Origin of the sequence: Rhodococcus sp. WY5, from assembly GCF_018588185.1 — a bacterium.
GTDB lineage: Bacteria > Actinomycetota > Actinomycetes > Mycobacteriales > Mycobacteriaceae > Rhodococcus_F > Rhodococcus_F qingshengii.
In genome coordinates, this window is sequence record NZ_JAAMPR010000001.1 from 5,266,629 (window position 1) to 5,293,308 (window position 26,680).

Consider the following 26,680-nt stretch of genomic DNA (forward strand, 5'->3'; position numbering starts at 1 on the left):
CGTCAGTAGACGTCCCGGACATAGCGCTTCTCCGCCGAAAGAGCCTTCACGTACGCCTCGGCACTGCGAGGTGCCAGTTTTCCGTGCTGAGCGACCACCCCGTTGAGGGCACTGTCGACGTCCTTGGCCATCCGGTTGGCATCGCCGCAGACGTAGAAGTGCGCTCCCTTCTGCAACCACTCCCACAGCAGTGCACCCCGCTCACGCATCCGGTCCTGCACGTAGACCTTGTCGGCTTGATCCCGGGAAAACGCGAGGTCGAGTTCGGTGAGGAAGCCGTCTTTCCGCAATTCTTCGATTTCTTCGCGGTAGTAGAAGTCGGTCGCGGCGTGCTGTTCTCCGAAGAACAGCCAGTTCGGGCCCGTGTGCCCCAATGCCCGCCGCTCATGCAGGAAGGCACGGAACGGTGCAATGCCGGTCCCCGGACCGACCATGATCATCGGGGTCTCGGGATCGGAAGGTGGCCGGAAGTGGGTCGACTTCTGCACGTAGATACCGATGTCGTCATCGTGAGCGTGGTCGGCGAGGTAAGTCGAGCACACTCCACGCCGTGGGACACCCGCAACGTTGTATCGCACCGCGGACACCGTCAACTGCACTTCGCGTGGGTTCTCCTTCGGACTGGAAGATATCGAATACAGCCGCGGCTGAATCGGTTTGAGCAGCGAGAGCCATTCGTCTGTCGAGGCACGAACGGGCGACTGCGCGAGAATGTCGACGGACTGTCGTCCCCACGACCAGTCTTTGAACGTGGAGACATTCTCCGGCTTCAACAACTCGGCCAGGTCCGAATCGCGGGTTCGTTGATGCACGAATCGAATCATGTCGGTCGAGATTCGAGTGATCTCCAGGCGCTCGGTGAGCGCGGTACGCAGCGTCATTTCCCCGTACTGCCCCAGTTCGACGGTCTCGTCACCGTCGAGGCCAGTAAGGGTGAGCCACTCGTCGACAAACGGAGAGCTGTTTCGGGGCCAGACTCCGAGAGCGTCGCCGGCTTCGTAACTGACCGTGTCACCTGGAAGGTGAAAGCCCAACTGCCGCACGTCTTTGGAAGAACCCGGACGGTTGAGCACGACATTGCGCGTCAAGGCTGTGGTCAGTGGCGCCTTCTTGTTGTATCGCAGCGGCGGCGACATCGCCGGTGAAATCGGCTCGGCTGCAACGGTTGTCCCAGAATTCTTCTTTGCAACGAGAACGTCGGTCGTCTCGCCGGCCACCGAGCTCCGAAGCTCAGCCGTGACCGCCTCCAGCCATCCAGCAGCGGTGTCCTCGAAATCGGGCTCGCAGTCGGCGCGATCGACGATACGACTGGCTCCCAGTTCGGCAAGGCGGGCGTCGAGCTTTCGTCCGTGTCCACAGAAGTCGGCATAGTTCGAGTCGCCGAAAGCGATTACTGCATAACGTGTCTCGGACATGCGGGGCGCCGTGTCAGCAGACAACGCATCCCAGAAACCGCTGCCGTTGTCCGGAGATTCGCCGTCACCGGAGGTACTGGTGATCAGCAGGACCTCTCTGGTAGCTGCCAGGTCGGCGGCGGGAAACTCGTCCATCGCGTGCATCACCACGGGCAAGCCGATTCCCCCGAGACGAGTGGCGCACTCAGCAGCGAATTCTTCCGCGTTTCCGGTCTGGGATGCCCAGAGCACCACGATCGGCGCGCGCTCGGATCCAATACTCGGACTCGATGACAACGCAGGCCCGTCGGTGTCAGGAAGTGAGATCCGCGAGTACAGGCCGGCCAGAACACCGTCGACCCACATCCGCTTTTCGGCATCGAAGGGTGCCGTCGACGGCAAGGTAGGTACCCCGGCAGTGCGATCGGCGTCCGCACGCAACGCAGCGAGAAGGCCGGCCAGGTAGCTCTGCTGGAGCGCATCGAATACCACTGCAGGTGTTCCTGTTTGACCGAGGACATCTGCGAGGACATCGGTTCGCGACAAAGCCCGATCAGCTGGCGCGGGAGCCACCAGCGCCGCCTCGGCGAGCACTGTTTCAGGTGTGTTCACGGCGACCTTCGTCATAGTGACAGCGCAGGCTTTGAACTCCGGTTGCTGCGAGGCAGGGTCGATGGCGTCGTTGGTGACGGCGTTGATGGACAGATATTCACCGAAGGCGTCGTTCCAGTGAAATGGGGCAAAGCAGTTCCCCGGACGCACTCGGTCGGTGACAACAGCCGGAAGCACAGCGCGACCGCGGCGTGAGGCAACCTCGATCGCATCCTGGTCGACGATGCCGAGCCTGGCGGCGTCGTCGGGATGGATCTCGACGAAGGGACCTGGGTTGAGCTTGTTCAACTTGGCCACCTTGCCGGTCTTGGTCATGGTGTGCCACTGGTGCGCGAGACGACCGGTGTTGAGCAGGAAGGGGTAGTCGTCGTCGGGCATTTCGGCGGGAAGCATGTGCGGCCGTGCGAAGAACATCGCACGGCCAGTGGCGGTGGGAAATGCGAGCCTCGGAGTGCTGCCGTCCTCGCGGATCAGGAGCCCTTGACTGACACCGTCATTGACGTATCGGATGGGATGACGGTCCTGATCACTGTCTGGCGGGCATGGCCACTGGATCGATGTCTTGCGGAGGCGCTCGTAGGTGACGCCGCGTAAGTCGTAGCCGGTCTTCGGATTCCAGAACTGCTTGATCTCTTCGAACACCTCTTCGGCACAGGTGTAGGTGAACGCTTCGGCGTACCCCATCTCGCAGGCGATCCGGGCGATGATCTGCCAATCAGGCAGCGCCTGCCCGACCGGATCCAGTGCCTGCTGAAAGAGCGTCAGGTTGCGTTCGGAATTGATCATCACTCCGTCGGACTCTGTCCACAGCGAAGCAGGCAGCAGAACATCGGCGTATTCGTTGGTCTCGGTGCCCAGGAAGGCATCCTGGGTGATGACGAGGTCGGCCTTCTCCAAGCCGTCGATGACGGTCTTGCGGTTGGCTACCGTCGCAACGGGATTGGTGCAGATGATCCAGCACGCTTTGATGTCGCCCGCCGCCATTCGGGAGAACATGTCGATGGTGCCACCGCCGATGTCGGTGCGCAGCGAGCCCTGCGGGATCCCCCATCGCTCCTCGACGAAGTCGCGATCGGCGTCGACCATCACGGCGCGCTGGCCGGGCAAACCTGGCCCCATGTAGCCCATTTCACGCCCACCCATGGCGTTCGGCTGACCGGTCAACGAGAACGGACCGCTGCCGGGCTTGCAGATCGCACCGGTCGCAAGGTGAAGGTTGCAGATGGCGTTGGTGTTCCACGTGCCGTGGGTGCTCTGGTTCAAACCCATTGTCCAACAGCTCATCCAGTTTGCAGCCTCACCGATCCACTGCGCTGCAGTGCGGATGTCGGCCTCGGGGATACCGGTGATCTCGCTGACCTTCGCAGGCGTGTACTCCGCGAGGAAACTGGGCATCACCTCCCAGCCTTCGGTGAAGTCGGCGATGAAGTCCGGATCGGTGTGGCCGTTTACGACGAGCAGGTGGAGTAGTCCGTTGAGTAGCGCGAGATCGGTGCCGGGAGCGATCTGCAGGAACAAGTTCGCCTTGTCGGCGGTGGCGGTGCGTCGAGGATCGACGACGATCAACTTCGCGCCTGCCTTGATCCGCTCCTGCATCCGCAGAAAGAGGATCGGATGGCAGTCCGCCATGTTCGCGCCGGTCACGAAGAACACGTCGGCGTGTTCGAAGTCCTGATAGGAACCGGGCGGTCCGTCGGCCCCGAGTGACTGCTTGTAGCCGGTGCCGGCACTCGCCATGCACAAACGGGAATTCGATTCGATCTGATTGGTCCCGATGAAGCCCTTGGCCAGTTTGTTCGACAGGTACTGAGCTTCGAGTGACATCTGCCCGGACACGTACAACGCAAACGCGTCGGGACCGTGCTCGTCGATTATTGCCCGCAGGCGCTGGGCGGTGTCAGTGATGACTGCGGCCATGTCCGCCGCTTCGATCGCATCACCTCGGCGCGGACGGCGATATGCAGATTCCATGCGCCCCGGGCCGGCGAGCATGTCTGCGGTCGTGGTGCCTTTGGTGCACAGACGCCCGAAGTTGGTGGGATGTGTCTTCAGACCGGAAGACTTCGCAGCCTTCCGACGCCCCGTCTCGGGATCGGTGATGATGTCGAGGACAAGACCACAGCCCACCCCGCAGTATGCGCAGAGTGTGTCGACACTGGTGGTGGTGAGTTGAGCGCCCATCGATTCATGCATCCCTTCGACCGAGGATCAAGGTCGACTTCTATCTTCGGATGCAGTTGTTTCGGGAGTTCATGCCCGATGTTGCGTATCAATCACTCTTTCCTCACCGCGACCTTCGGACCGATGTGCGGTCCCGGGACCAGCGGTCGTCGACGTGCAGCTGTACGCGAATGCCCAGTTCTACACTCTGCCGCCGAATCGAGCGATGTAGTGCCAAACCTTCTTGACGTCCTGCGGATCGAAGGATGCACCCCGTGCGAGCCCCAGGACGGCAGGCGTCAGCCGCCTGCCGTGCGCAATTTCTCGGGCAAGGTCGATCACGGCCGCACCCCGGTATTCGGGATGTTCGGCTATCTCGTCGACATCGACCGCGTATCCCTCGTGCCACAGCACCGGGCACGTGAGCGAGTGGGCGATCTCTTCGATCCGTGTGCCCCGGTAACTCGGATCCAGAACGAGCGCCTCGACGTCCGTCCCGATGTCGACGACGCCGTGGACGTGCGCCTCGATGTAGTGGTCGAGCGGATCGTCGAGCTCGGCAGCCCGTGCGGCGTCGACCAAGCTCATCGCTTCGGCCGTTCCGAAGAGATCAGGCTCGAAGACGCTTTCGGGAAAGCAGAAGGTGGTGCGGTCGAGTGTGTGCTCGGCAAGCCGGAAGTAGGACGAGCCGAACCGAGGGGATGCCCCGTAGGGATCGGCGGAGAAGTTCAACGATCCGTACTTCGGCCGTTCCGAGGGCTCCCGCTCGTCGTAAGCTCCGCCGAATATCCGACTCTCCCAACGCCAACGATCGCCGCCGTGATGCGCCGTCAGTCCGCCGTTGCTCGTTCGAGTCTCGAACTGGGTCACATAGGTGCCTTGACGTGCGATCGAGGCCAGTGTCAGACCACGTTCAGACGGGAGGTCCGGATGAAAGTGCAACGTCACCCGGTGATTTCGATCCAACGGGCCGCCCTTCGAGAGACCGCTCACGTGCGCAATCGCGGCAGACCAAGGAGTGGAATCAACAGGCATTCGCCCATTATCCGGATATGGAAGCAGCGCCGGTGAAGAAATCGACCAGTGAATACGGTGTGCCTTCACCGAGGCAGAGATCAAGGATAACGTGCGAGTCCGCGGCCTCGGATGCGCTGCGCACGAACATCGCTTCTTCGTACTCGGCGAGTGCCCCTTCGATGTCGTCGGGGTGCGTGGCGATCGCCTTTCCCAGTTCGGCGCCGTCGAACATCGCCAAGTTCGCACCCTCACCGGACGGGGACATCAGGTGCGCCGCGTCACCGAGGAGCGTCACCCCCGGCACGCGATCCCATCGGTGCTCGTCGGGAAGTGCATGGATCGCGCGCGGAATCGGAGCGGTTTCGCCATCGGTGATCAGCGCCGTGAGTTCCGGTGCCCAACCGTCGAACTCGGCCGCGACCCGCGCTGTCGCAGCGGCGGCGTCGGTGAAATCGATACCGGCAAACCACTCCGCCGGACGGTTCAGCTGAACGTAGGTGTGCACGATGTCTCCCGCCTCTCGATGCGCGGCGATCGCTTTTCCTGGTGCGGGCGCGTACATCGCCCCGTCCCCGACGGCTTCGGCTGCAGCCGAATGCTTCTCGTCGACGTCGTAGAGGTAGGTCTCGACGAACGTGGTGCCGACGTATTCCGGCTTCGCATCGGAGAGCAGCGGCCGGATCTTCGACCAGGCACCGTCTGCACCGACGAGAAGGTCGGTGGTCACTGTCGAACCGTCGACGAAGGTCAACTCGTGGCGATCATCTCCGAGCGAGCGCACAGTGTCGACTTTGCGTCCCCATTCGATCGTGTAGTCCGGAAGGGAATCAATCAGGATTCGACGGAGGTCGCCGCGCAGCACCTCGGGACGTGTTCCCGTGCCGTCGTCGGGTTCGTCGAGGAGCACGGCGGCGTGTTGATCGAGTACGCGCGACGCGGCGCCGCCCGCGTGGATGATCGCGCGGAACTCGTCGGTAAGGCCGGCGGCGTCGAGCGCGGCCTGACCGTTGTGTTCGTGGATGTCGAGTTGGCCGCCCTGCGTGCGAGCTTCTGCCGACAGTTCCGCCTCGTAGATCTTCGACGGAATTCCATGAACGTGGAGGACACGCGCGAGCGTCAGACCGCCGAGGCCCGCCCCGATGATCGTTATCGAGTTGCTCATGTTGTTTCCTTTCAGGCTTCGATTGGAACGTCGTTCCAATGACATCTTGGAACGGCGTTCCAGATATGTCAAGATGGTTCGCATGGCGACCAGGAATCAGCGGACCGAACGACGTACGGATGCGCTCTCGAAGGAGCGAATCGTCGAGGCTGCGATCGAGATCCTCGACGACGAGGGCGAAGCCGCGCTGACATTTCGCGCGCTCTCCGCACGCCTGGCAACAGGTAGCGGGGCGATTTACTGGCACGTTGCCAACAAGAGCGAACTGCTCGCCGCGGCGACCGACGACGTCATCGCCCGCGTGACAACCGGTGCAACCGAAGGCGCAGCCCCACAGGAGGCGATCCGGACCATCACCCTCGGCGTGTTCGACGCGATCGACGCCCACCCCTGGGTCGGTACCCAACTCTCACGTGAACCGTGGCAATCAGCGGTGATGCAGATCTTCGAAAGTCTCGGCGAGCAACTCCAGGCGCTCGGCGTTCCCGAATCGGCACAGTTCGACTGCGCGTCCGCGCTCCTGAACTACGTGCTCGGTCTCGCCGGACAGTACGCCGCGGGCGCCCGTCTGCTCCCCCGTGAGACAGATCGGTCCGCTTTCCTCGCGGGCGTCGCCACGCGGTGGGAAGAACTCGACTCTGCGAAGTACCCGTTCCTCAATCAGGTGACGGCGCAGTTGCGCGACCACGACGACCGAGAACAGTTTCTGGCAGGCATCGAGCTCATCCTCGCGGGGATCGACACCGTCCGATAGCGGCCGTAGCCGTCAGCGTGAATGAACAGCGGTGTTGGATCCGAGCGCTATGTCGAGGAAATCTCTTGCCGCACCGCGCAATCCGCGATCGGGATCCCAGACGGCTTGGAGTCGACGCGGCATCCGCAAGCCGTCGACGTTGACCGCGACCAGTCGGCCGTCCGTCAGGTCGGCGGCAACTGCCAGCGACGACAGAACAGCCGGGGCGTTGCCTGCCACCACCGCAGCCTTGACGGCGGTGCACGAGGTGAGCTCGAGCAGCGGCGGCACACAATCGGGAACAGCATTCTCGAGCGTCAGGCGCGTGCCGGACCCTGATTCTCGCTGAATCAGCGGTGTGCGTGCGAGTTCCTCGACCGGAACGGGCACACCATTCGCCCAGTCGTGTCCCGGCGGCACAACCACGACGAGGTGATCACGCGCTACTTCGCACGACGCAAGCGCCGACGGCACATCCGGCCCTTCGACAAATCCGATATCGGCCTGGCCGGCCTGAACTTGAGCAGAGACGTCCGAGGAATTGTGCAAGCTCACCGACGCCACGACGTTGGGGAACTTGTGCCGCATCGCGACCGTCCATCCGGGAACCAGATACTCGGCGATGGTCATGCTGGCGGCAACCGTGACGGCAGCATCACGTTCACCGCGAAGTGCGGCAACTCCCGATGCCATTTCCTCGGCACTGACGAGGATGTGACTTGCCCACTCGAGAATCAGACCGCCCTCGGCGGTGGGACGAACACCGGTCGCCGCTCGATCGAACACCTTGATTCCGAGTTGGCGTTCGACCGAACGCACCCGGGCGCTGACCGCCTGCTGACTGAGTCCGTGCTCCCGGCCGGCAGCACCCATGCTGCCCAGACGCCCTACGGAAAGGAGGACGTCGAGGGCACTGAGTTCCGGCACCCGAGGAGACAACGACATAGTCCCAAGATTAGACCCACAAGGCGAGTTTGTGGGCATTCAAGAACAACCGGTCTACCGGTACGGACCGGATGAGACGACAGTGAAATACATGACCACCACAACGAGTTCCACCTTCGCCCACATCACTCCGAACTGGTTCGCGGCAGCGATGGGAACGGGAATCGTGTCGGTGGCCGCCGCTTCGCTCGAACCGGAGATCGAGGGCTTGAAACTGGTCTCCGAGATCTTCTGGGTTCTGGCGGTTCTCGTACTGTGCGCCTTGATCGGAGCATTTGCCACCCATTGGTCACAACATCGATGTCAGGCCCTCGCCTACCTGCACAGCCCCGCGATGTTCCCCTTCTACGGCGCCGTCGCAATGGCACTGCTGACCGTGGGATCCGCAACCGGCATCACCGGCCCGGACTTCCTCGGCCACGACGTGGCGATCACCGTGTCGCTGACACTGTGGACACTCGGCACGGCACTCGGCCTGGTCACCTACGTCGTGATGATGATTCGACTCGTTCGAGATGCCGGGATGGCGACGGCAATGCCGTTCTGGCTCATGCCCGTCGTACCTCCGATGGTCTCGGCCACCACCGGCGCAGCGGTCAGCACCCACATGCCCGAAGGCGCTCCACGCATCGCGGTACTGGTTTTCTGCTACATCCTGTTCGCTCTGGCGCTGACCGCCGCCATCGGCATTCTGGTAGCCGTCGCCAGGCAGTTCGCACGCAACCGTTCGGCCGGCGTCGACGTGATCCCGTTCAATGCCATTCCCTCACTGTGGATTCCGTTGGGCGTGATCGGACAGTCGATCGCGGCATCCAACCTGTTGGCCGCCGCCTCACGGCATGCACTCAGCCCCGAGCATGCCGACACCCTGCACGAATTCGGGATCGCCTACGGAACCGTCGTCGGAATCATCGGCGTGATCGCGTTTGTCACCGTCACCGTCGTCACCATCCACGCACTGCGCCGCGGCTTGGACTTCTCGCTCGGCTGGTGGAGCTTCACCTTCCCCATCGGAGCATGTGCCGTCGGAGCGAATGCCTTCGGAGTCGCCACCGGTTCCACCCTGATCCTGGGAATCGCACTTGCCCTGCTGACCGTACTGATCCCCATCTGGGCAACCGTCGCGGTCAGGACCGTCCGGTCGATCCGCAGTGGAGTTCTACCGGCGGCTGCATGAATTCGCACCGATGAGTTTTGGCTCGCCGTACGGTCTGTACTCACGTAGACCATTGTCGAGAGCAGGAGTACACGGTGAGTCAGTTATTGCGAGTGCAGAATTTCGGCGTTTCGAGTGACGGAATAGCCTGCGGTCCGGATCAGAGCTTCGAGAGCCCGTTCGGCCTGGACCACGGTGAAATGTTTGCGTGGGCAGGAGCTACGGCCAGCTGGCCCAATCGCACCGATCCCGGCGGCAGCCGAGGCCTCGACGACTATTTCACGCGGGACTTCTCCAACAACATCGGCGCCGAAATCATGGGCCGCAACAAATTCTCACCCTACCGCGGCCCTTGGGAGAATCTCGAGTGGCAGGGCTGGTGGGGCGACGAGCCACCGTTCCACACCCCGGTTTTTGTCTTGACCCACCACGTGCGGCCGTCGTTCACGCTATCGGACACGACATTCCACTTCGTCGACGCCGACCCCGCGACGGCCCTCGCGCAGGCACGTGAGGCAGCGCAGGGCAAGGACGTTCGACTCGGCGGCGGAGTCAGCACTATCCGTGAATTCCTCGACGCCGATCTGGTCGACACGATGCACATCGCTGTCTCCCCGATCGAATTCGGATCCGGTCTACGACTGTGGGAGACACCTGACGAGTTACTCGACCGCTTCAACCTCGACGTTGTGCCGAGCCCGAGCGGCGTGACGCACCACCTGTTCTGGCGGAAGTGACGTGTTGGGGCAGCTCCGTAAACGGGAGCTGCCCCAACAGTTACGCACTATTCGCCGGTCTCGACCTGGCGCCCCGACTGGTACCACGCCATCGTTCCACCTGCCACCGAAACGGCATTGATGCCGCGAGCCTGCAGATACTCAGCGGCTTGCAAGCTCCGACCACCGACGGCGCAGATGATGTACACCGTTTCCGCGTCCGGAATTTCACCCACGCGAGAGACGAATTCGCTGAGCGGAATGAGCGTCGCACCGGGAACTCGGACCTGAGCGAACTCGTCGGCCTCACGGACGTCGATCAACGGCTCACCCGCTGCCAAAGCCGTGTCCAGTGCATTCAAATCGACTTCCAACATTTCTTCTGCGCCTGCCTTCGTGTTCGCTGCTGTCCGAATAGACGGTACCCGGGCGTTTTCGTGCAGCTCCCTTTACGATCTGACAATGACCAATACGGTTCCCGAAAAGTCCGGTTTTTGGAGTCGCCCCACCGTGTGGAAAGTGCTCCTGCTGATCGTCGTCTACCTGGCGTTCTATCTTGCTGTCGGGCAGGTTACCTCCAGGGTTTTTGCAGACCAGATCGACACGGACAATGTCGTGGCAAGCGCCTCCAGCATCCTCCTCGGCGTCGCATTGCCCATCGCGATCGGCGGGATCGCCCTGCTGGTTTTCACGACAAAGGTCGGCTGGCTGCGCGGCGTCTTCGGCCCACAACCCATTCGTGGGCGGGGTTGGATGTGGATCGGTCCGATCATCGTGGTCGCCGCCATTGTTGCGCATCTGGCGGGAACCGATTGGAGCGCCTGGACCACCGGCGAGGTAATCGCCCTGCTGGTGCTCGGTGCGTGCGTCGGCCTGACCGAGGAATTGGCCACCCGTGGCCTGGCAGTGAAGATGTTGCGCGACGCCGGCCACCGGGAACGCTTTGTCGCCGTCGTGTCTTCACTGGTGTTTGCACTCATGCACACCGTCAACCTCATCGCCGGGATGAAGGCGTCAACCGTTCTGGTCACCGTGGTCTACACCTTCGGTTTCGGTATGTGCATGTACCTGACAATGCGTGTGACGGGCACGATCTGGGCCGCAATCGTGTTACACGGCCTCACCGACCCCACCACAATTCTCTCGACCGGCGGGCTGGACACTTCGGTGACCACGGAAGTGAGCGGCGCCGCCGCCATCACCTCTCTACTGACGGTCCTCTTGGTCGTCTTCGGGGTGATCGCCGTCTTCCTCATTCGAGATCGAATCGGCGAAGAACGGCACACACCCGTCTCGGCCTGACCGACCGCGACCGTACAAGACATACTTGTGCCCATGCCTTCTCGAACCACGTACTCGTTCGCCGTCGTGACTGCATCGTGTCTGCTGGCACTCTCCGGTGCCGTCACTCATGCCACCGCGGGGGTTCCGACAACTCCCGAAGTCGCGACCACCGAATCCATCGCGTCGGAATCGATCAGCGATCTGTATGCAGCCAAGGGTGCGCATGAAGTGGCTGCCGATTCAGTTCCCGGGTACCAACTGTTCTACCCAGCCGGCTTGTCGTCTGATGGCAATCGGCATCCCGTCGTCACCTTCGGCAACGGCAGCTATGCGACTTACGAAGAGTACGAAGCGCTCCTGCAGCATCTCGCTTCTTGGGGTTTTGTCGTTGTGGTGGCCGACAGCAGCGTCACCGGCGACGGGACGGAGATCTTGGGGGCTGCCCAGTACGTCGTCGATCAGAACACCAACGCTGAGAGCATTTTTCACCAGCGGATCGACACCGACAACATTGCCTCGGTCGGACACTCCCAGGGCGCCGGTGGCGCGATCAACGCGGCAACCCAGTCCGCGAATCTGATCACCGCCACGGCGGTACTCGATTTGCCTGACCCGTGGTGGGCCTCGCGACCTGTCGACGTGATCGACGTGGCCCAGTTGACCGGACCGACGTTCTTCATGACCGGCGCCGACGACCCGGTCTCCACCGCCGATCCGCAAGCTGAGTACTTCGACAAAACCGCCGGACCGGCGGTCCGCGGCAGACTGCTTGGCGTCGGCCACAATTGGGCCGCAGATGGCGAAGGATTCCGGGGCTACCTCACCGCGTGGCTGAGATTCACCCTGAGCGGCGACCAGACTGCCGCACGTGCATTTGTCGGCGACTCGGCGGAAATCCTCACCGATCCCCGTTGGGACCGGCAAGCGATCAAGGGTTAGTGATGACGATCTTGCCGTAGGCCTGCCCGGATTTCTGCTGCTCGAAAGCGTCAGCGAGGTGGTCGAGGCTGTAGGAAGAATCTATGACGGGACGAAGCGCCAGGCTCTCCAGCCCGGCGACCATCTCCTCCTGATGTGCACGACTGCCCACCAGAACACCTTCGATGGTGACCTGTTTGGTCAGTAGCGAAGTCAGGTCGATCGACGACGACGGGCCGTTCATGATTCCCAGCGCACAGATCCGCCCGCCGGGTCGGACTGCCGCGAGAGATTGACCGAGCGTGGAAGGCCCGCCGACGTCGAGGACGAGATCGATTCCGCCGCTGAGCCGCATCGCCTCCGATCCCCAGTCCGGGCGCTCGCGGTAGTTGACCACGTGATCGGCACCGAGTTCGGTCAATCGAGCCATCTTGTCGGGGGCCGACGAGGTTGCGATCACCTGGGCTCCAACAGCTTTGGCCAGCTGGACGGCAAACAATGCTACCGTGCTGGTCCCAGGGATCAACACCGACGACCCTGGGATGATCGGGACTCCGGCAAATAGTGCGCGCCACGCTGACAAACCTGCGGTGGGCAAGGTAGCGGCTTCCTCGTAGGTGTAGTTTCGCGGCATCACTGTCACAGCAGATACCGGCACGGTGACGGTGTCGCGGGCGAACCCGTCGACACCGTCACCCGGCGAATTTCCGAATCCGTCGAAATCCGGTGTGCCGCTCCGCCAATGCGGCAAATAGGTGCTCATCACGCGATCTCCGACGCTGAACTGCGTTACGCCGTCTCCGACCGCAACGACCTCCCCGGCAGCATCGGACAACAGGATCCGCGGACCGTCGGTTGCTATCTCTCCGGTCGCCACGAGGTAGTCATGGTGGTTGAGCGAATTCGCGTGGATCGCGATCGTCACCTCACCCGCACCCGGACCCGGGGTCTCGATCGTCCTCGATTCGAGGTTGTTCAATCCTCCAGGCGGGAGTACGTACACGGCGCGGTTGGTCATGGTGTGGATCCTCGCACGAATGGTGGTCGGGTGACGTTCGGAAAGGGTTCTGCTGCTCAGAGGAGAGAAGCGGTGAACCCTCCGTCGAGAACCAGGCTGCTGCCGTTGCACCACGACGACTGGTCGCTCGCAAAGAACACTGCGGCGGCGGCAACTTCCTCGGTCCGGCCGTAGCGCGTCTGCTTCGTGACCATCAAGTCGTCGAATCCCCCGGACTCGAGGCCGAGGGCATCTTCGAAATCCTGCTGGTGACTCTTGACCAGGTCTGTGTCGATGAATCCGGGTAGCAGGGCGTTGGCTCGGATTCCGTGGAAGCGAAGTTCGGCTGACAGGGTTTCGGTGAGATTGCGAACTGCTGCTTTGGCTGCGGCATAGCTGCCGATCAAAGGCGAGCCGGTGGTCGACGAGATCGACGAGATGTTCACGATCGAACCGCCACCGGATGCGACGAGAGCGGGCAGCGAATGACGCACTGTCAAGAACACTCCATCGAGGTTGACCGACATCACTTTCCGCCAGTCCTCGAACGAGGTCTCGATCAGCGGGGTCGTGGTGGCGATACCGGCGTTGGGTACTACGACGTTCAGTCCGCCGAACTCTTCGACCGCTCTGGCGACGAGATCCTTGACCTGCTGTTCGTCGGTGACATCAGTGGTGACAGCGATAGCTCCGTCGATCGAGTCCGCCACTGCCTGTGCTCCGCCACCGTTGATGTCGGAGACCACGACCCTCGCGCCCTCCGCCCCGAACGCCCGGGCAATGGCGGCGCCGATTCCGGCACCTGCGCCGGTGACAATTGCAACTTTGTTCGCGAGAAGATCGGACATGTCAGCGTTCCCCTTCAATTCTCGGTCGGGACGTAGAAAAGCAATTCGGGTCCGGTGTCGCCGGTGGTCGCGATGGCCTCGGACATGTCGAGAGTTCCGTCGCCCAAAGCACTTCCCAACGCTTGCGCGGTGCCCGCGAGATCTTCCGTGTCGAGTTGATAGATGCTCAGGTAGCGGCGCGCGGGCAATGCATCCTCGGGCAGCAACTGCACATCCGCCAGGAAGAATCTGGAGGCGGAGACAACTCCGGGCACTCGTTCGACGACCTGCGGAATATGCACGTCGTCGTACCAACGGTTGAACGCATCCTCCGAAGACGGATCGGCGGGGTGTACGTGTGCGACGAGAATCGCTGTGCTCATGAAGTTCCTCTTCGACTCGAAGTGCTTTTGGTTCAGCGCGTTTGGAAGGCGACGATATTCACGCGCAAGGCAACTGACCGCGGCTGCGTGTGGTGAATCGATCGCGCTCAAGCGACAACCCTAGGGAGCAAATGTGACCCGCACCATATGCTCGGAGGTCAGAGTTGAGCTCCACATTTGTCCTCTCGGCACAAAACTGTCTCTCGGCACTAACACGGTGGCCAGAATCAGGCGTTAACGGAAGTCTCGCGATTTGGCCGTGACTCGCAGATCCATCAGCTGCATCCGGTCTGCCACGACGGTGACAGCGCCTTCTGCATTCTGCACCTTCCCTCGAATAAGCAACGCCGGCGCCGTATTTGCCAATTTTCGGTACTTTGCCCACAACCCCACCGAACACACGACGTTGACCATGCCGGTTTCGTCCTCGAGGTTGATGAACGTGACGCCCGCAGCTGTGGCCGGACGCTGCCGGTGTGTGACTGCTCCCCCCACCAGCACACGGTCACCGTCCGGGATGTCGAGAAGTCTCGACGCCGGCACCACGCCGAGCGCGTCGAGCTGTGGGCGGAGGAATTGTGTCGGGTACGTGTCGGGAGATACTCCTGTCGCCCAGACATCCGCCGCCGCCAATTCGACGTCGCTCATGCCGGGCAAGGTGGGAGCTGTGACCGACGCACCGATACCGGGCAAGCGGTCGGGGCGCTCCCCCGCCGCAGCGCCCGCTGCCCACAGCGCTTCTCTACGCGAGATACCGAAGCTGGCTAGCGCACCGGCGGTCGCCAGCGATTCAGCTTGTGCGGTAGTCAGTTCCACCCGCCCGGTCAGATCGAGAAACGACGTGAACGGTCCACCGAGGTCGCGCTGTTCGACAATTTTCTCGGCGAGTGCATCGCCGATGGTGCGCACTTCCCCCAGCCCCAGCCGAACCTCGAATCCACCTGCCTCGACGGTGGCATGCGCGAGGCTGACATTGGTGTCTGCACCGTGTACCTGCACTCCGTGCCGGCGCGCATCGGCAACCAAGGACTGCGGCGAGTAGAAACCCATGGGCTGCGCGCGCAGAAGTCCGGCGCAGAACGCAGCGGGATGATGAAGTTTGAACCACGAGGAGTAGAAGACCAGCGCGGCAAAACTCTGTGAATGGCTTTCCGGGAAACCGAAATTAGCGAATGCATACAGCTTTTCGTAGATCCGGTCGGCAACCTCGTCACCGATGCCGTGTAGGTCTCGCATGCCCTGATAGAACCTCGCGCGCAGTTGTTCCATCTTCTCGGTGGAGCGTTTCGATCCCATTGCCCGACGCAATTGATCGGCCTCGGACGGCGTGAAGCCCGCAACGTCGACGGCCATCTGCATCAACTGTTCCTGGAACAGCGGAACCCCCAACGTGCGTTCGAGTGCCTTCTCGAGCGACGGATGGTCGTAGGACACAGGTTCGAGTTTGTTGCGCCGACGAATGTACGGATGCACTGATCCGCCTTGAATCGGCCCCGGACGGATGAGCGCGACCTCGACTACCAGGTCGTAGAAGTTTCGAGGCTTCAGACGCGGCAGTGTCGCCATCTGCGCACGTGATTCCACTTGGAACACCCCCACCGAATCTGCCCGCTGCAGCATCTCGTACACCGCCGTTTCCGACAGATCGAGTTGCGCCAGATCGACTGTGATGCCTTTGTGTTCGGCCACCAGATCCATCATGTAGTGCAAAGCAGAAAGCATGCCGAGACCGAGCAGATCGAATTTGACCAGCCCAGCGGCAGCACAGTCGTCCTTGTCCCACTGCAGGACACTACGATTGGCCATCCGCGCCCACTCCACCGGGCAGACGTCGGCGATGGGACGATCACAGATGACCATGCCGCCTGAGTGGATGCCCAGGTGCCGCGGATAGCCTTCGATCTGCGCCGCCAGTTCGAGTACCGGACGCGGAATATCGGTATCCGCGTTCTTGTCGATACCACCCCACCGGCCGACCTGCTTACTCCACGCATCTTGCTGGCCCTGCGAAAAGCCCAGCGCCCGAGCCATGTCCCGCACTGATGATTTTCCTCGATAGGTGATGACATTGGCGACCTGCGCGGCATACGTACGCCCGTACTTCGCGTACACGTGCTGGATCGCCTCTTCCCGGCGGTCGGACTCGATGTCCACGTCTATGTCGGGCGGGCCGTCACGTTCGGGCGCAAGAAACCTCTCGAACAACAATTTGTTGCGAACCGGATCGACATTGGTGATGCCGATCGCGTAACACACCGCCGAGTTCGCAGCGGAACCTCTTCCCTGACAGAGGATGTCGTTGTTCTTGCAGAACGACACGATGTCATGCACCACCAGGAAATATCCGGGAAAGTTCAATCCCTCGATGATGGCAAGTTCATGTTCGAGCTGTTTGTATGCCTTCGGTGCACCTTCCGGCGGTCCGTAGCGTTCCAGCGCCCCCACCATGGTGAGCTCACGCAACCACGACGCCTCGGTATGCCCGGCTGGCACGTCGAAAGGTGGCAATTTGGGCGCGATGAGCTTGAGATCGAAAGCGCACTCACGACCAAGATCGGCGGCACCACTGACAGCCTCGGGATAGAGCGAGAACAGTGCCGCCATCTCCGCGCCGGACCGCAGGTGCGCTCCGCCGGTAGGGGCCAACCATCCTGCTGCCTCGTCCAAGCTTTGACGCGACCGCACAGCCGCCATTGCCATGGCGAGGCGTCGACGCGGAGGAGCGGCGAAGTGCGCGGCGGTGGTCGCCACCGTACGTAGTCCATGCTCTCTCGCCAATTCGGCCAGAACGGCATTGCGCTCGTCGTCCTCCGCCAACCCATGATGAGTAAGTTCCACCGACACTCGCTCCGCCCCGAAACGCTCGACCAGATCCTGCAAAGCCTCCGTCGCCGCGTCGCGACCACCCGACGTCAAGGCTTGCCGCACATGACCTTTCCGGCACCCGGTCAGGATCTGCCAGTGGCCACCGGCCGCTTCGGTCAATACGTCGTAGTCGTACTGCAGTTTGCCCTTCTCGCCGCCCGCCAGATGCGCGGCGGCGATCTCCCGCGAGAGCCGGCGATACCCTTCCTGCCCACGGGCAAGTACCAGGAGGTGCGTTCCACCGGGATCTGCCGTGCCGGTTCTGGGTACCGAATCCAGAGACAACTCGGCCCCGAACACGGTGCGCATTCCCCATTCACGTGCGGCTTCCGCAAACCTCACCACGCCGTAGAAGCCGTCGTGATCGGTGACGGCGATAGCTTCGAGCCCGAGACGCACTGCTTCCTCGACCAGCTCTTCCGGCGGTGATGCACCGTCGAGGAAACTGAAGGCCGAGTGAGCGTGCAGTTCTGCGTAAGGAACTACACCGGCACCACGGGTGAGCTCGCCCGCGTGGTACTCGCCGCGCTTTCTTGACCAGGCGGGGCTGTCGCTTCCATCGCCCGGAAACAAATCCTCGTGTTCCACACGGCCGGGTCGTCCGGAAAGCACCCGTTCCATCTCGGACCACGTCGGCGGCCCATTTCCCCAACCCACACTGACCTCGCACCTGATCGAGTCGGCCGTCAGGGACGACCGACTGCTCGAGGATGCCGAAAGGGAAGACGCACCACATGCATCGAACTGATGTTCGATGCAGATTCAGTCTGACAGGTCACTCACCCACAGTCAACAGAGCGAATCTCAACCCTCACCGTCTCGTCACATTCAGATGTACGCATGTCTGCACTCCGTTCACTTTCGCCCCAGATCATTAGCGGCGTTCATAATCTCCATCCATACTGTTTCCAGGAGTACTACTCGTATGTCGTTCTCGCGCAACACACGTAGGTTGACGGCCGTCGCCGGCGCCGTCGCCGTTCTGGCCGCTGCCGGCTGCAGCAGCAGCGCCGACGAGGCCACCGGCTCGAACGGCGCGACCGTCGATCGCGCCGCGACCGGCGAACTGTCCTCGAACGGTGGCGCTCGTCGCATCGACGGTGATCAGTCGGCCGCAGTGCGCGACGCCGTCAATGCCTCCGGCGCGAAGAACGTCATCCTCCTGATCGGGGACGGCATGGGCGACTCGGAGATCACCGCCGCACGCAACTACGCCGAAGGCGCTGCGGGCAGCTTCCCCGGCCTCGACGCCCTGCCGATCACCGGCCAGTACACGCACTACGCACTGACCAAGGACGGCAAGCCCGACTACGTCACCGACTCCGCAGCCAGCGGATCGGCATGGTCCACCGGCACCAAGACCTACAACGGCGCGATTTCGGTCGACATCAAGGGGCAGGCCCAGTCGACCGTCCTCGAGATCGCCAAGGCGAACGGCAAGGCCACCGGCAACGTCTCCACCGCCGAGGTGCAGGACGCCACCCCCGCAGTGCAGGTCGCGCACGTCAGTGGCCGCAAGTGCTACGGACCGGAGGCGACGTCCAAGTCCTGCCCGGAGAACGCCCTCGAGAACGGCGGCAAGGGATCGATCAGCGAACAGCTCCTCGACACCCGCGCCGACGTCACCTTTGCCGGCGGCGCCAAGTCCTTCGCCGAGACTGCGAAAGCCGGTGACTGGCAGGGCAAGACACTCAATGAGCAGGCCGCCGCCCGTGGCTACCAGCTGGTGAAGAACGCCGCCGAGATGAACGAGGTCGGCAAGGCCGATCAGGATGCACCCGTGCTCGGCTTGTTCGCCGACGGCAACATGCCCGTCCGCTGGGAAGGCTCTGTCGCCACCCGTGACGGTTACCTGCAACCCGCCGAAACCTGCGTCGACAACCCCAAGCGAACCTCCGACGTGCCCAAGCTCGCGGACATGACTCAGAAGGCCATCGACCTACTGAAGGTCAACGACAACGGATTCTTCCTCCAGGTCGAAGGTGCCTCGATCGACAAGCAGGATCACGCAGCCAACGCATGCGGTCAGATCGGTGAAACCGTCGACCTCGACGAAGCTGTGCAGAAGGCACTCGAATTCGCGAAGACCGACGGAGAAACCCTGGTCATCGTCACAGCCGACCACGCTCACACCAGCCAGATCGTCACCAATGTCAGCGCCGACGACATCGCCACCATCGCCAAGGACCAGAACATCCCGGTCGAGCGCGCCCAGGAAATCGTCTACCCCGGCCTGACCCGCAAGCTGACCACCAAGGACGGCTCGGAGATGACGATCAGCTACGGAACGTCCGAGGATCCGGCCGTCGAGTCCGAAGGACACACCGGAACTCAGTTGCGCGTAGCAGCTTTCGGCCCGCATGCGGCCAACGTCAGCGGTCTCACGGACCAGACCGATCTGTTCTTCACGATGACCGACGCGCTGGGACTCGACCGTTCCAAGGTCGCAGCTCACTGACCTGACAACACCCGACCCGGTAAAAGCCTGGGTCCAGTCACACCAGAGCAGCCAAGGCGCGCACCCGATCTTCGGGTGCGCGCTTCGGGCAACTGGTGCACTTACCTTCACCGGGCACCTCGTAAATCAGGCAGCACGACGCGCGCTGCGTGAATCTGCGTCGCCCGGATGCCACCGGTGTCAACGGATTAGAAACGCGCACAACACTTTCATTGCGGCCGACATCGACGAAACGCGGAACCGGAATGCCCGGGTTCTCACCGCGGAGAACATCGATCAGGCCGGCAGCAAATGCACTTCCGCGTTCCCTCGCGCTACCGGCGGCGTCGAGGCTGCGATTGGCGATGGAGTCCGTCGCGATCGCCCACAGCGCCTGCTGCCGAACGCCGGACACCTCGGCGAGTACCTCGATCACGGGACTGAGTGAGCGGAACATCGCGTGGCCCAACTCCGCCACACTCCGCGAGATCGGAATGACCGATCCGGCAGCAAACCCGCCCAGATAGCCGTTGTCACGCAAGAAGATCCGCCCACCGTCCAACGATGGATCGGCCGCGAACCCGGTGACCATCCCGGTTCCGATCGGAATGCCGGTCAGCGTCGAGCTGGCCGAGTACCACCACAACGTGCCGTTCACTCGACTGTCCGCACTCCCCCATCGCTCTGCCGTATCGGCGACACGTGCTGCCAACCACTGGGGGTCGGTCATCAACGCCGCGGGCACCGTATCCGGATACGCGCTCAGGTTGTCGAAGAACGGCACAGCTACTGCCATACGGGCGTAGATCCCGGCCACCGATTCCGTCATGCCAGCCCCAATATCTCCATCCGCGGACGTACTCCGCGTTCGACTCGCGCCCTGATGCCGAAAACCTCGGCCAACAACGGCTCGTCCAACACCTCGACCGTAGACCCACACGCGCGGAGTTCACCTTCGGTGAGCACGGCAAGGTTGTCGCAGTACTCGACTGCCAACCGTAGATCGTGCATCGTGACCACAACTGCGAGCCCCGCCGACGCAAGTTCGGTAAGCAGTTCCATCACGATCAACTGGTGACGAAGATCGAGATGATTGGTCGGCTCGTCCAACAACAGAACCTTGGGCTCCTGAGCCAATGCGCGAGCTATCGAGACACGTTGCCGCTCACCACCCGACAGGGTCGATACGTCTCGTCCGGCAAGCTCGACCAAACCGACCTGCTCGATGCACCGGTCCACGATGGTGGTATCGCGCTCCGTGCTTCGGTCCAACCAGCTGCGGTGCGGAGTTCGTCCGAGCGCGATCGATTCACGAACCGAAAGTCCTGCCGAGACAGTGGGTTCCTGAACACTTGCCGAGACAGTTCGGGCGATGTCCTTACGCGAGAGCGTCGTCGAGTCGACTTGATCGATCAGAACTGCGCCACCTGTCGGCGTCAAAGCGTTGTAGCAGCAGCGCAGCGCCGTCGTCTTGCCACTGCCGTTCGGCCCGACCAAGCCCAATATTTCACCGGACTTGACTGCGAAAGTGATGCCGCGCAACACTTCGCGATTTCCGAGCCGCGCCCGGGTCTCGACGAGTTCGAGCAGGGGCGCAGTTTCGGAGTCTTTCGGGAGTGTCACTGTTCTGGCCTGTGTCACTGTTCGAGCCTCCGATACTGCCGGTAGAGCATCCAGACGAAGATCGGTGCACCCACGAGGGCCGTGATCACTCCGACCGGAACTTCAGTGGATTGTGCCACCGAGCGCGCAGCGGTATCTGCGGCAACCATCGCGACGGCGCCCAGCAGGGCTGCAGCAGGGAGCAGTCGAATTGCTCTGGTGCCGACGATGAAGCCGGCCAGATGCGGGATCAGCAGACCGATGAAACCGATTCCACCGGCAACGCTGACTGCTGCGCCCGCCAGTACGGAGACCGCGAGCAAGGACAACACACGGAACCGTCGGACGTTCATACCGAGTGCAGCAGCCCCGTCGTCACCGGTCTGCAAAACGTCCATCCATCGCGAACTGAACAGAAGGGCTGTGCCGACGACGGCCAGTGTGATCGTCGGGAAGATCAGCGTCGACCATCGTGCATCACCGAATCCGCCGGCAATCCAGTGCATCACCGACGTCACGTGCCGATCATCGGCCAATACCAGGATGCAAAAGGTGATGAGCGCCGAGAATATCTGGGCGAGCGCGACACCCACCAAAATGATCGCGGTCGGCTGCGGATACCGGCCGCCGATCAGCAGTGCGAGAAACAACGGGATCATCGCCCCGACGAATGCTGCGACCGGAATCGTGAAAACCCCGAGGAGGCCGGCGCCGAAACCCAGCACCGACACGAGCACCACCATGAATCCCGCGCCCGACGAGACTCCGAGCAGATACGGATCGGCAAGCGGATTACGGGTGACAGCTTGAGCAACTGCACCTGCCATGGCCAACGAAGCACCCACTACCGCGGCAGTGAGTGCACGTGGCAGGCGGGAGTCGATCACGATCGACTCCCGCGCCGCGGTCCACCACGTCTCGAAAGTCCCTGGCGCCAAACGGGCTCCGACTATCGCCCAGACGTCACCGACGGGAATGCGAACCGATCCCAAGGAGACGGCCAACCCCAGGACGATCGCCAAGGCGACCGCCAAGCCGACAAGCAGGGCGCCGTACCCGTAACGCGTGCGGGTCACTTCGCCGCGTCAGCGCCTGGATGGAAGGCTGTTGCGATGGTCTGTGCCGAACGCACCAACCGTGAACTCTCGAACAGGTCAGCGAGAGGAACCACGACGAACCGGTTCTGCTGCACAGCAGGGGTGGTCGCCATCAACGGCTGGGCACGGAGGAAGTCGATCTTCTGCTCGGCTGTCTTGTCGCCGTAGTCGATGACCACGATTGCCTGGGGTGCACGCTCGGCAACAGCTTCCCACGATGCGTCGATGTAGGGCTTTGTCCCTTCGGCGAAGATGTTCGAGACGCCGGAGTATTCCGCGACCAATTGACCGACGCCGACTCCGCCGATGGTCGTCGGAACCTGGTCACCGCTGTCGTAGAAGAAGGTCGGTACCGGCGCCGCGTCTCCGACCGAAGCGCGGACGGAATCGAGACCATCGCTGATCTGCTCTGCGACCTCGCGGGCGGAATCTTCGACGCCCAGGACTCGACCGAGTTGCGTGTAGTCGTTCTCGAGCAATCCGATGTCGGGGAAACCGGTGCCACAGTATTCCGAGAAGAGGAAGGTGTTGATTCCGCGCTCGCCGAAAGCGTCTCGGGAACGGCCTTGCTTCTCGTTGAAGGCACTGGTCATTCCTCCGACCACGAAGTCCGGATCGACGTCGAGGACCTGCTCCATGCTGGGGAACGTATCGGAAAGGCTGGGAATCTTGTTGAATACATCGGCGGTCTCGGCAGTTGGCGGGTTGTCGCTGTACGCCCGCCCGACAATCCGATCACCCGCGCCGATCTCGATGAGGGCTTCGGTGACGTGTCCGTTCAAAGACACGATGCGCTGCGGCGGCGAATCGAAGGTCATCTCGCGATCGCAGTTGGTCACGGATACCGGCTGTGCGAAGGATTCCGCAGCAGACGCCGACTCTGATTCCTGACCTTTGGAACAACCTGCCGAAACCAAGGCGACCGCGATGAGAACAGCGGCGGCGCGGGACGGGGAGAACTGAAGTGACACGGGGACCTCGTAAGGGCTCTGAGCCACGAATGAGAATCCGACAGACAACTCCGCCCGCACGCTGATCCTCGGCCAGAGCTCCTGCTGGACTTCCTTTTCGTAGACCACGACGAATGGATGTCGCACACCGCGCGGCGGGTAATCGGGCTTGCCGACACTCGGTGACTACCGAGAATCGACCTACCGTTGCGGGTCAGCGCCGGATTCGGACCGGCTTCCCCCACACGCGTGGCTTGCAAGTGCTTCGAGCAGTATGCATGACGTTTCCGATTCAAGACCAAACGCCCACTACAGTCGATCTGGCCAGACGCCCCCACACACCGGAGTTGATACATGACACGCTGGGCCCAAACCGTCGTCGCGCGGAAATGGTGGGTACTGAGCCTCGCGGTTCTGATAGTTCTCATCAGTGGGGTGTGGGGACTCGGAGTGTTCGGCAAGCTCAGCCAGGGCGGCTTCATCGATCCGGGCAGCGACTCCGCGAAGGTCGCCGACATCATCGAAGACAATCTCGGACCGCAGACCCCGGACATCATCGCGATCTACTCGCCCACGGACGGCAAGACTCTGGACGACATCGGGCCGGCAGTGACAGCCGCCGTCGACCAATTCAAAACCGAAGTGCCGACCGCTTCGGTGAAATCGTATTGGGGAACAGACGCCGCAGCGAAGGCCAGCCTGCTCTCGAACGACGGATCCATGGCGGCCGTTGCGATCACGTTGGCACCGGACTCGGGCGTCACGCCCGCCACTTTCGCCGATCTCCTGCCGAAGCTCGAAGTCGAAGGTGCCGAGGCACAATTCGCGGGTAACACCGTCGTCGGCGTCGCATTCAACACCAAGCTCGAGAAGGACCTGGTGGTCGCCGAAGCCATCGCCATTCCGATCACTCTGGTGCTGTTGGTCTTTATCTTCGGCGGCATCGTCGCCGCTGCCGTGCCCGTGTTCGTGGGTGTACTCAGTGTCCTGAGCGCTTTGGCCGTTCTGCGAATCCTCACGCTGATCACCGATGTGTCCTCGTTCTCGATCAACGTCGCTTCTCTTCTCGGGTTGGGACTTGCCATCGACTACGGACTGTTCGTGGTCGGTCGGTTCCGTGAAGAACTGAATTCGGGCTCGGACCCGGGAGCGGCTGCTCAGCGGACAGTTCTGACGGCGGGTCGCACCGTCATGTTCTCGGGTCTACTGCTGATCTGTGCGTTCAGCGGCATGCTCGTATTCCCCCAGGCCGTCATCCGGTCTCTGGGCTTCGGCGCGATCGCCGCAGTATTGAGCGCGGCCGTCCTGTCGCTGACCGCTGTGCCTGCGCTGCTTGCCATTCTGGGGCATCGCATCAACGCCCTGACGTGGCGCAAGGATGCGGCGCAACGCGGCGAGGAACGCTCGCGCAAGTTCTGGGGCCGCGTCGTCACGTGGGTGATGAAGCGTCCGGTCGCAGTCTCGGTGACGATCGTGGCTGTGCTGCTCGTGATGGCCTCGCCGCTGCTCGGCGCCCGGCTGGGAGAACTCTCGTACACCGCACTACCGGACAACGACCCCGCTCGCGTCGCAATGGACACGTTGGTCAACGACTTCCCGCAAACCGGAAACGGCGCAACGATGATCCTTCAGGCCGAGGACGGGAACACTCTCACCCCGGCCGAAGGTGCAGCGATCGCCGAGTCCGCCGGTCGAGTCGAGGGCATCGGTCAGGCGACCGTCGTCGCGAGCACCAATCAACTCGTCGCGGTTCAGGCTCTCTACAGCGAGGGCTCTACACCCCAATCACAGAGCGCCGCAGTGACAGATCTGCGTGCGATCTCCGCTCCCGACGGAACGGTGCTGCTTGTCGGCGGCGGTCAAGCCATGGTCGACGACGGCAACAACGCCGTCCTGCACTGGCTACCGGTGATGATCCTCATCATGGTCGGATCCACCCTGATCCTGTTGTTCCTCGCGTTCGGTTCGGTGGTGCTGCCGATCAAGGCGGTGCTGATGGCAGCCCTGAGTCTCGCGACCACCTTCGGTGTCCTCACCTTCGTCTTCCAGGACGGACACGGCGTCGAACTCCTCGGGGTCAGTCAAACTCCGCTGGAGGCGACGTTTGTCGTGCTCATCCTGGCGGTGGTGTTCGGATTGTCCACGGACTACGAGGTTTTCCTGATGTCACGGATGGTCGAGGCCAAGAACGCGGGAGCGACGACAGAGGAAGCGGTCAAGTTCGGAACCGAGCGCACCGGCCGCATCGTGACGGCTGCCGCCTTACTCCTGATAGTGGTGACGGGGGCCTTCGCAATGTCAGGGCTGTCAGTGATGAAGTTCCTGGGCGTCGGCATGATCGTCGCGCTGATCGTCGACGCGACCATCATCCGCATGTTGCTCGTGCCCTCGCTCGTGAAGTTGATGGGCGAAGCGAACTGGTGGGCTCCTGTGTGGATGAAAAAGGTTCACGCGAAGGTCGGCATCGGCCACTGATCGCGACTGGATCATGTCGCTGAAGAGTCCCTGGGATCCTGCGGAGAGCCGTGTTTGACTAGGGGTCGTGGATGACTTACCTGAGAGTGTTGTGGTCGGCTCAGCAGTGTTTTCGCGTGTCGACTCGGACGATTCGTTGGCGTGCTGGACATCGAGCATCGATGTCCAGGGGGTCGGTGACTCCAGGCCGGTGAGTCTGGTTATCGAGCCGGCCACCGTGCCGGAGTCTGCGGTGTGTGAGCTCGCTGCGACCGTGATGGCCCGGTTCGGTGAGTTTGCCGAAGTCGCCGCCGATTACCTGCGTCAACAGCTGCGTGGGCCACAGTTCGGCCTCCGCCACTCCGAACTCGTGGAGTTGGACGCCACGGAGTCACTGTTCGGCGAACCTGAGGCGGTGATCTGGGCTGACGGAACCTGGCTGCTGCGGTTCGCTGAGTCAAAGCTCGAGATGGCCGATCCTTTCGGGATCGGTGTTCTGTTCGAAGGAACGACTCCGTATGCGGTCGAGGACTTGTCGGGCGCTGAACCGGCCTAGGGTTTGCCGGCCTGTCCACGCCATCGCCTCGACGATGGTGCGCCGGTCTACTGGCGGACGGCGCATGGCCTTCACACCCTCGGAACAACGGCCGCCCACATCTCATCCGAAATCACGTCACGCGACGCAAGGACGAGCGCGCACCCCACTGCGCCCGAAACTCTTCAGCAACAGACCTAGTGGATTTCCCTGATCGGGCAGTCGTCCTCGAGGATGACTGCCCGATCGTCTAAATCGCTCCGCAGGGCGATGTTCTCCGAAGCTGATTTCGTCAGACTTGGAGCATGACAATTTTCGAATGGATCCTTGCAATCCCCGCTCTTGCGCTTGCCGTCGCGTTCTTGTTCTCCGGAATCATCTCCGCGGGCATCGACTTCGACGCCGAGGACGGTGTCATGACGCACTGATGTTCGTT

22 protein-coding genes and 1 riboswitch are annotated in these 26,680 nt (G+C 62.4%); of the genes, 9 read left to right on the plus strand and 13 right to left on the minus strand.

The window, feature by feature from the left end; genetic code table 11:
* Positions 1-2: 2 nt before the first annotated feature.
* The 3 genes from G4D79_RS24350 to G4D79_RS24360 all read right to left on the minus strand — a co-directional run bounded on the left by G4D79_RS24350 (position 3) and on the right by G4D79_RS24360 (position 6,345).
* The gene (locus G4D79_RS24350; protein WP_166502025.1) at positions 3-4,187 is read right to left on the minus strand and encodes a bifunctional nitrate reductase/sulfite reductase flavoprotein subunit alpha; all 4,185 of its coding nucleotides are present in this window, start codon (positions 4,185-4,187) and stop codon (positions 3-5) included.
* A 180-nt stretch (positions 4,188-4,367) separates the two neighbouring features.
* Positions 4,368-5,201, minus strand: a complete 834-nt coding sequence (locus G4D79_RS24355; RefSeq protein ID WP_214514477.1) for a DUF3626 domain-containing protein — start codon at positions 5,199-5,201, stop codon at positions 4,368-4,370.
* 7 nt (positions 5,202-5,208) lie between these two features.
* A complete protein-coding gene (locus G4D79_RS24360) occupies positions 5,209-6,345 on the minus strand; it encodes an NAD(P)/FAD-dependent oxidoreductase (protein ID WP_214514478.1) in 1,137 nt (378 codons plus the stop codon).
* 73 nt (positions 6,346-6,418) lie between these two features.
* On the opposite strand from G4D79_RS24360, the gene G4D79_RS24365 reads away from it, so the two are divergent.
* Positions 6,419-7,099 carry a TetR/AcrR family transcriptional regulator gene (locus G4D79_RS24365; RefSeq protein WP_214514479.1) on the plus strand — a complete coding sequence of 227 codons (681 nt, stop codon included), beginning with the start codon at positions 6,419-6,421 and terminating at the stop codon, positions 7,097-7,099.
* Between the two features lie 12 nt (positions 7,100-7,111).
* Here the strand turns inward: G4D79_RS24365 and G4D79_RS24370 are convergent, their stop codons facing one another.
* A complete protein-coding gene (locus G4D79_RS24370) occupies positions 7,112-8,023 on the minus strand; it encodes a LysR family transcriptional regulator (protein ID WP_030535095.1) in 912 nt (303 codons plus the stop codon).
* Positions 8,024-8,114: 91 nt separating this feature from the next.
* Between G4D79_RS24370 and G4D79_RS24375 the strand changes: the two genes are divergently transcribed.
* Both G4D79_RS24375 and G4D79_RS24380 read left to right on the plus strand, forming a co-directional pair.
* Entirely contained in the window at positions 8,115-9,200 is a 1,086-nt protein-coding gene (locus G4D79_RS24375) for a TDT family transporter (RefSeq protein WP_042449826.1), read from the plus strand.
* 74 nt (positions 9,201-9,274) lie between these two features.
* Entirely contained in the window at positions 9,275-9,916 is a 642-nt protein-coding gene (locus G4D79_RS24380) for a dihydrofolate reductase family protein (RefSeq protein WP_003940771.1), read from the plus strand.
* Positions 9,917-9,963: 47 nt separating this feature from the next.
* Here the strand turns inward: G4D79_RS24380 and G4D79_RS24385 are convergent, their stop codons facing one another.
* On the minus strand, positions 9,964-10,272 hold the full coding sequence (locus G4D79_RS24385; RefSeq protein ID WP_003940684.1) for a rhodanese-like domain-containing protein: 309 nt from the start codon (positions 10,270-10,272) through the stop codon (positions 9,964-9,966).
* An 85-nt stretch (positions 10,273-10,357) separates the two neighbouring features.
* Here G4D79_RS24385 and G4D79_RS24390 point away from each other — a divergent pair, with 85 nt between their 5' ends.
* Together G4D79_RS24390 and G4D79_RS24395 are read left to right on the plus strand one after the other, a co-directional pair.
* The gene (locus tag G4D79_RS24390; RefSeq protein ID WP_058226425.1) at positions 10,358-11,197 is read left to right on the plus strand and encodes a CPBP family intramembrane glutamic endopeptidase; all 840 of its coding nucleotides are present in this window, start codon (positions 10,358-10,360) and stop codon (positions 11,195-11,197) included.
* A 33-nt stretch (positions 11,198-11,230) separates the two neighbouring features.
* Positions 11,231-12,118: a dienelactone hydrolase family protein gene (locus G4D79_RS24395; protein WP_214514480.1), complete on the plus strand. Its 888-nt coding sequence runs from the start codon at positions 11,231-11,233 to the stop codon at positions 12,116-12,118.
* On the opposite strand, the gene G4D79_RS24400 is transcribed toward G4D79_RS24395, so the two are convergent.
* The 4 genes from G4D79_RS24400 to G4D79_RS24415 all read right to left on the minus strand — a co-directional run bounded on the left by G4D79_RS24400 (position 12,108) and on the right by G4D79_RS24415 (position 17,826).
* Positions 12,108-13,115, minus strand: coding sequence for an NAD(P)-dependent alcohol dehydrogenase (locus G4D79_RS24400; RefSeq protein WP_003940989.1), 1,008 nt, complete (start codon positions 13,113-13,115; stop codon positions 12,108-12,110). The two genes, G4D79_RS24395 and G4D79_RS24400, sit on opposite strands and share 11 nt — an antisense overlap.
* A 56-nt stretch (positions 13,116-13,171) precedes the next feature.
* Complete coding sequence (locus G4D79_RS24405) at positions 13,172-13,942, minus strand: glucose 1-dehydrogenase (protein ID WP_214514481.1); 771 nt, start codon at positions 13,940-13,942, stop codon at positions 13,172-13,174.
* Positions 13,943-13,956: 14 nt separating this feature from the next.
* Positions 13,957-14,304: a hypothetical protein gene (locus G4D79_RS24410; protein ID WP_007727425.1), complete on the minus strand. Its 348-nt coding sequence runs from the start codon at positions 14,302-14,304 to the stop codon at positions 13,957-13,959.
* A gap of 234 nt (positions 14,305-14,538) precedes the next feature.
* The gene (locus tag G4D79_RS24415; protein WP_214514482.1) at positions 14,539-17,826 is read right to left on the minus strand and encodes an error-prone DNA polymerase; all 3,288 of its coding nucleotides are present in this window, start codon (positions 17,824-17,826) and stop codon (positions 14,539-14,541) included.
* A 268-nt stretch (positions 17,827-18,094) separates the two neighbouring features.
* On the opposite strand from G4D79_RS24415, the gene phoA reads away from it, so the two are divergent.
* Positions 18,095-19,627, plus strand: coding sequence for an alkaline phosphatase (gene phoA / locus G4D79_RS24420; RefSeq protein WP_003940796.1), 1,533 nt, complete (start codon positions 18,095-18,097; stop codon positions 19,625-19,627).
* A 37-nt stretch (positions 19,628-19,664) separates the two neighbouring features.
* Here the strand turns inward: phoA and G4D79_RS24425 are convergent, their stop codons facing one another.
* Genes G4D79_RS24425 through G4D79_RS24440 form a run of 4 tightly spaced genes read right to left on the minus strand, consistent with a single transcriptional unit; the run spans position 19,665 to position 23,276 of the window.
* Complete coding sequence (locus G4D79_RS24425) at positions 19,665-20,435, minus strand: (2Fe-2S)-binding protein (RefSeq protein ID WP_214514483.1); 771 nt, start codon at positions 20,433-20,435, stop codon at positions 19,665-19,667.
* Positions 20,432-21,247, minus strand: coding sequence for an ABC transporter ATP-binding protein (locus G4D79_RS24430; protein WP_372452363.1), 816 nt, complete (start codon positions 21,245-21,247; stop codon positions 20,432-20,434). The genes G4D79_RS24425 and G4D79_RS24430 overlap by 4 nt, the downstream gene beginning before the upstream one ends.
* Positions 21,244-22,284 carry an iron ABC transporter permease gene (locus G4D79_RS24435; protein WP_116056951.1) on the minus strand — a complete coding sequence of 347 codons (1,041 nt, stop codon included), beginning with the start codon at positions 22,282-22,284 and terminating at the stop codon, positions 21,244-21,246. Before G4D79_RS24435 ends, G4D79_RS24430 begins: the two co-directional genes overlap by 4 nt.
* A complete protein-coding gene (locus G4D79_RS24440; RefSeq protein WP_054188177.1) occupies positions 22,281-23,276 on the minus strand; it encodes an ABC transporter substrate-binding protein in 996 nt (331 codons plus the stop codon). Before G4D79_RS24440 ends, G4D79_RS24435 begins: the two co-directional genes overlap by 4 nt.
* Positions 23,277-23,391: 115 nt before the next feature.
* Positions 23,392-23,538: riboswitch (cobalamin riboswitch) on the minus strand.
* 71 nt (positions 23,539-23,609) lie between these two features.
* Here G4D79_RS24440 and G4D79_RS24445 point away from each other — a divergent pair.
* The 3 genes from G4D79_RS24445 to G4D79_RS35040 all read left to right on the plus strand — a co-directional run bounded on the left by G4D79_RS24445 (position 23,610) and on the right by G4D79_RS35040 (position 26,672).
* Positions 23,610-25,730: an MMPL family transporter gene (locus G4D79_RS24445; RefSeq protein ID WP_007727439.1), complete on the plus strand. Its 2,121-nt coding sequence runs from the start codon at positions 23,610-23,612 to the stop codon at positions 25,728-25,730.
* Between the two features lie 67 nt (positions 25,731-25,797).
* On the plus strand, positions 25,798-26,265 hold the full coding sequence (locus tag G4D79_RS24450; protein WP_277376827.1) for a hypothetical protein: 468 nt from the start codon (positions 25,798-25,800) through the stop codon (positions 26,263-26,265).
* 284 nt (positions 26,266-26,549) lie between these two features.
* Entirely contained in the window at positions 26,550-26,672 is a 123-nt protein-coding gene (locus G4D79_RS35040) for a hypothetical protein (protein ID WP_003940840.1), read from the plus strand.
* Positions 26,673-26,680 lie beyond the last annotated feature (8 nt).

Excerpts from the sequence above, each read along its gene's own strand:
- G4D79_RS35040 (WP_003940840.1), top strand. The coding sequence starts at position 26,550 with ATGACAATTTTCGAATGGATCCTTGCAATCCCCGCTCTTGCGCTTGCC.
- G4D79_RS24390 (WP_058226425.1), top strand. The coding sequence starts at position 10,358 with ATGACCAATACGGTTCCCGAAAAGTCCGGTTTTTGGAGTCGCCCCACC.
- G4D79_RS24425 (WP_214514483.1), bottom strand. The coding sequence starts at position 20,435 with ATGACGGAATCGGTGGCCGGGATCTACGCCCGTATGGCAGTAGCTGTG.
- G4D79_RS24410 (WP_007727425.1), bottom strand. The coding sequence starts at position 14,304 with ATGAGCACAGCGATTCTCGTCGCACACGTACACCCCGCCGATCCGTCT.
- G4D79_RS24385 (WP_003940684.1), bottom strand. The coding sequence starts at position 10,272 with ATGTTGGAAGTCGATTTGAATGCACTGGACACGGCTTTGGCAGCGGGT.
- G4D79_RS24360 (WP_214514478.1), bottom strand. The coding sequence starts at position 6,345 with ATGAGCAACTCGATAACGATCATCGGGGCGGGCCTCGGCGGTCTGACG.
- G4D79_RS24355 (WP_214514477.1), bottom strand. The coding sequence starts at position 5,201 with ATGCCTGTTGATTCCACTCCTTGGTCTGCCGCGATTGCGCACGTGAGC.
- G4D79_RS24370 (WP_030535095.1), bottom strand. The coding sequence starts at position 8,023 with ATGTCGTTGTCTCCTCGGGTGCCGGAACTCAGTGCCCTCGACGTCCTC.
- G4D79_RS24405 (WP_214514481.1), bottom strand. The coding sequence starts at position 13,942 with ATGTCCGATCTTCTCGCGAACAAAGTTGCAATTGTCACCGGCGCAGGT.
- G4D79_RS24395 (WP_214514480.1), top strand. The coding sequence starts at position 11,231 with ATGCCTTCTCGAACCACGTACTCGTTCGCCGTCGTGACTGCATCGTGT.
- G4D79_RS24445 (WP_007727439.1), top strand. The coding sequence starts at position 23,610 with ATGACACGCTGGGCCCAAACCGTCGTCGCGCGGAAATGGTGGGTACTG.
- G4D79_RS24375 (WP_042449826.1), top strand. The coding sequence starts at position 8,115 with ATGACCACCACAACGAGTTCCACCTTCGCCCACATCACTCCGAACTGG.
- phoA (WP_003940796.1), top strand. The coding sequence starts at position 18,095 with ATGTCGTTCTCGCGCAACACACGTAGGTTGACGGCCGTCGCCGGCGCC.
- G4D79_RS24365 (WP_214514479.1), top strand. The coding sequence starts at position 6,419 with ATGGTTCGCATGGCGACCAGGAATCAGCGGACCGAACGACGTACGGAT.
- G4D79_RS24400 (WP_003940989.1), bottom strand. The coding sequence starts at position 13,115 with ATGACCAACCGCGCCGTGTACGTACTCCCGCCTGGAGGATTGAACAAC.
- G4D79_RS24350 (WP_166502025.1), bottom strand. The coding sequence starts at position 4,187 with ATGGGCGCTCAACTCACCACCACCAGTGTCGACACACTCTGCGCATAC.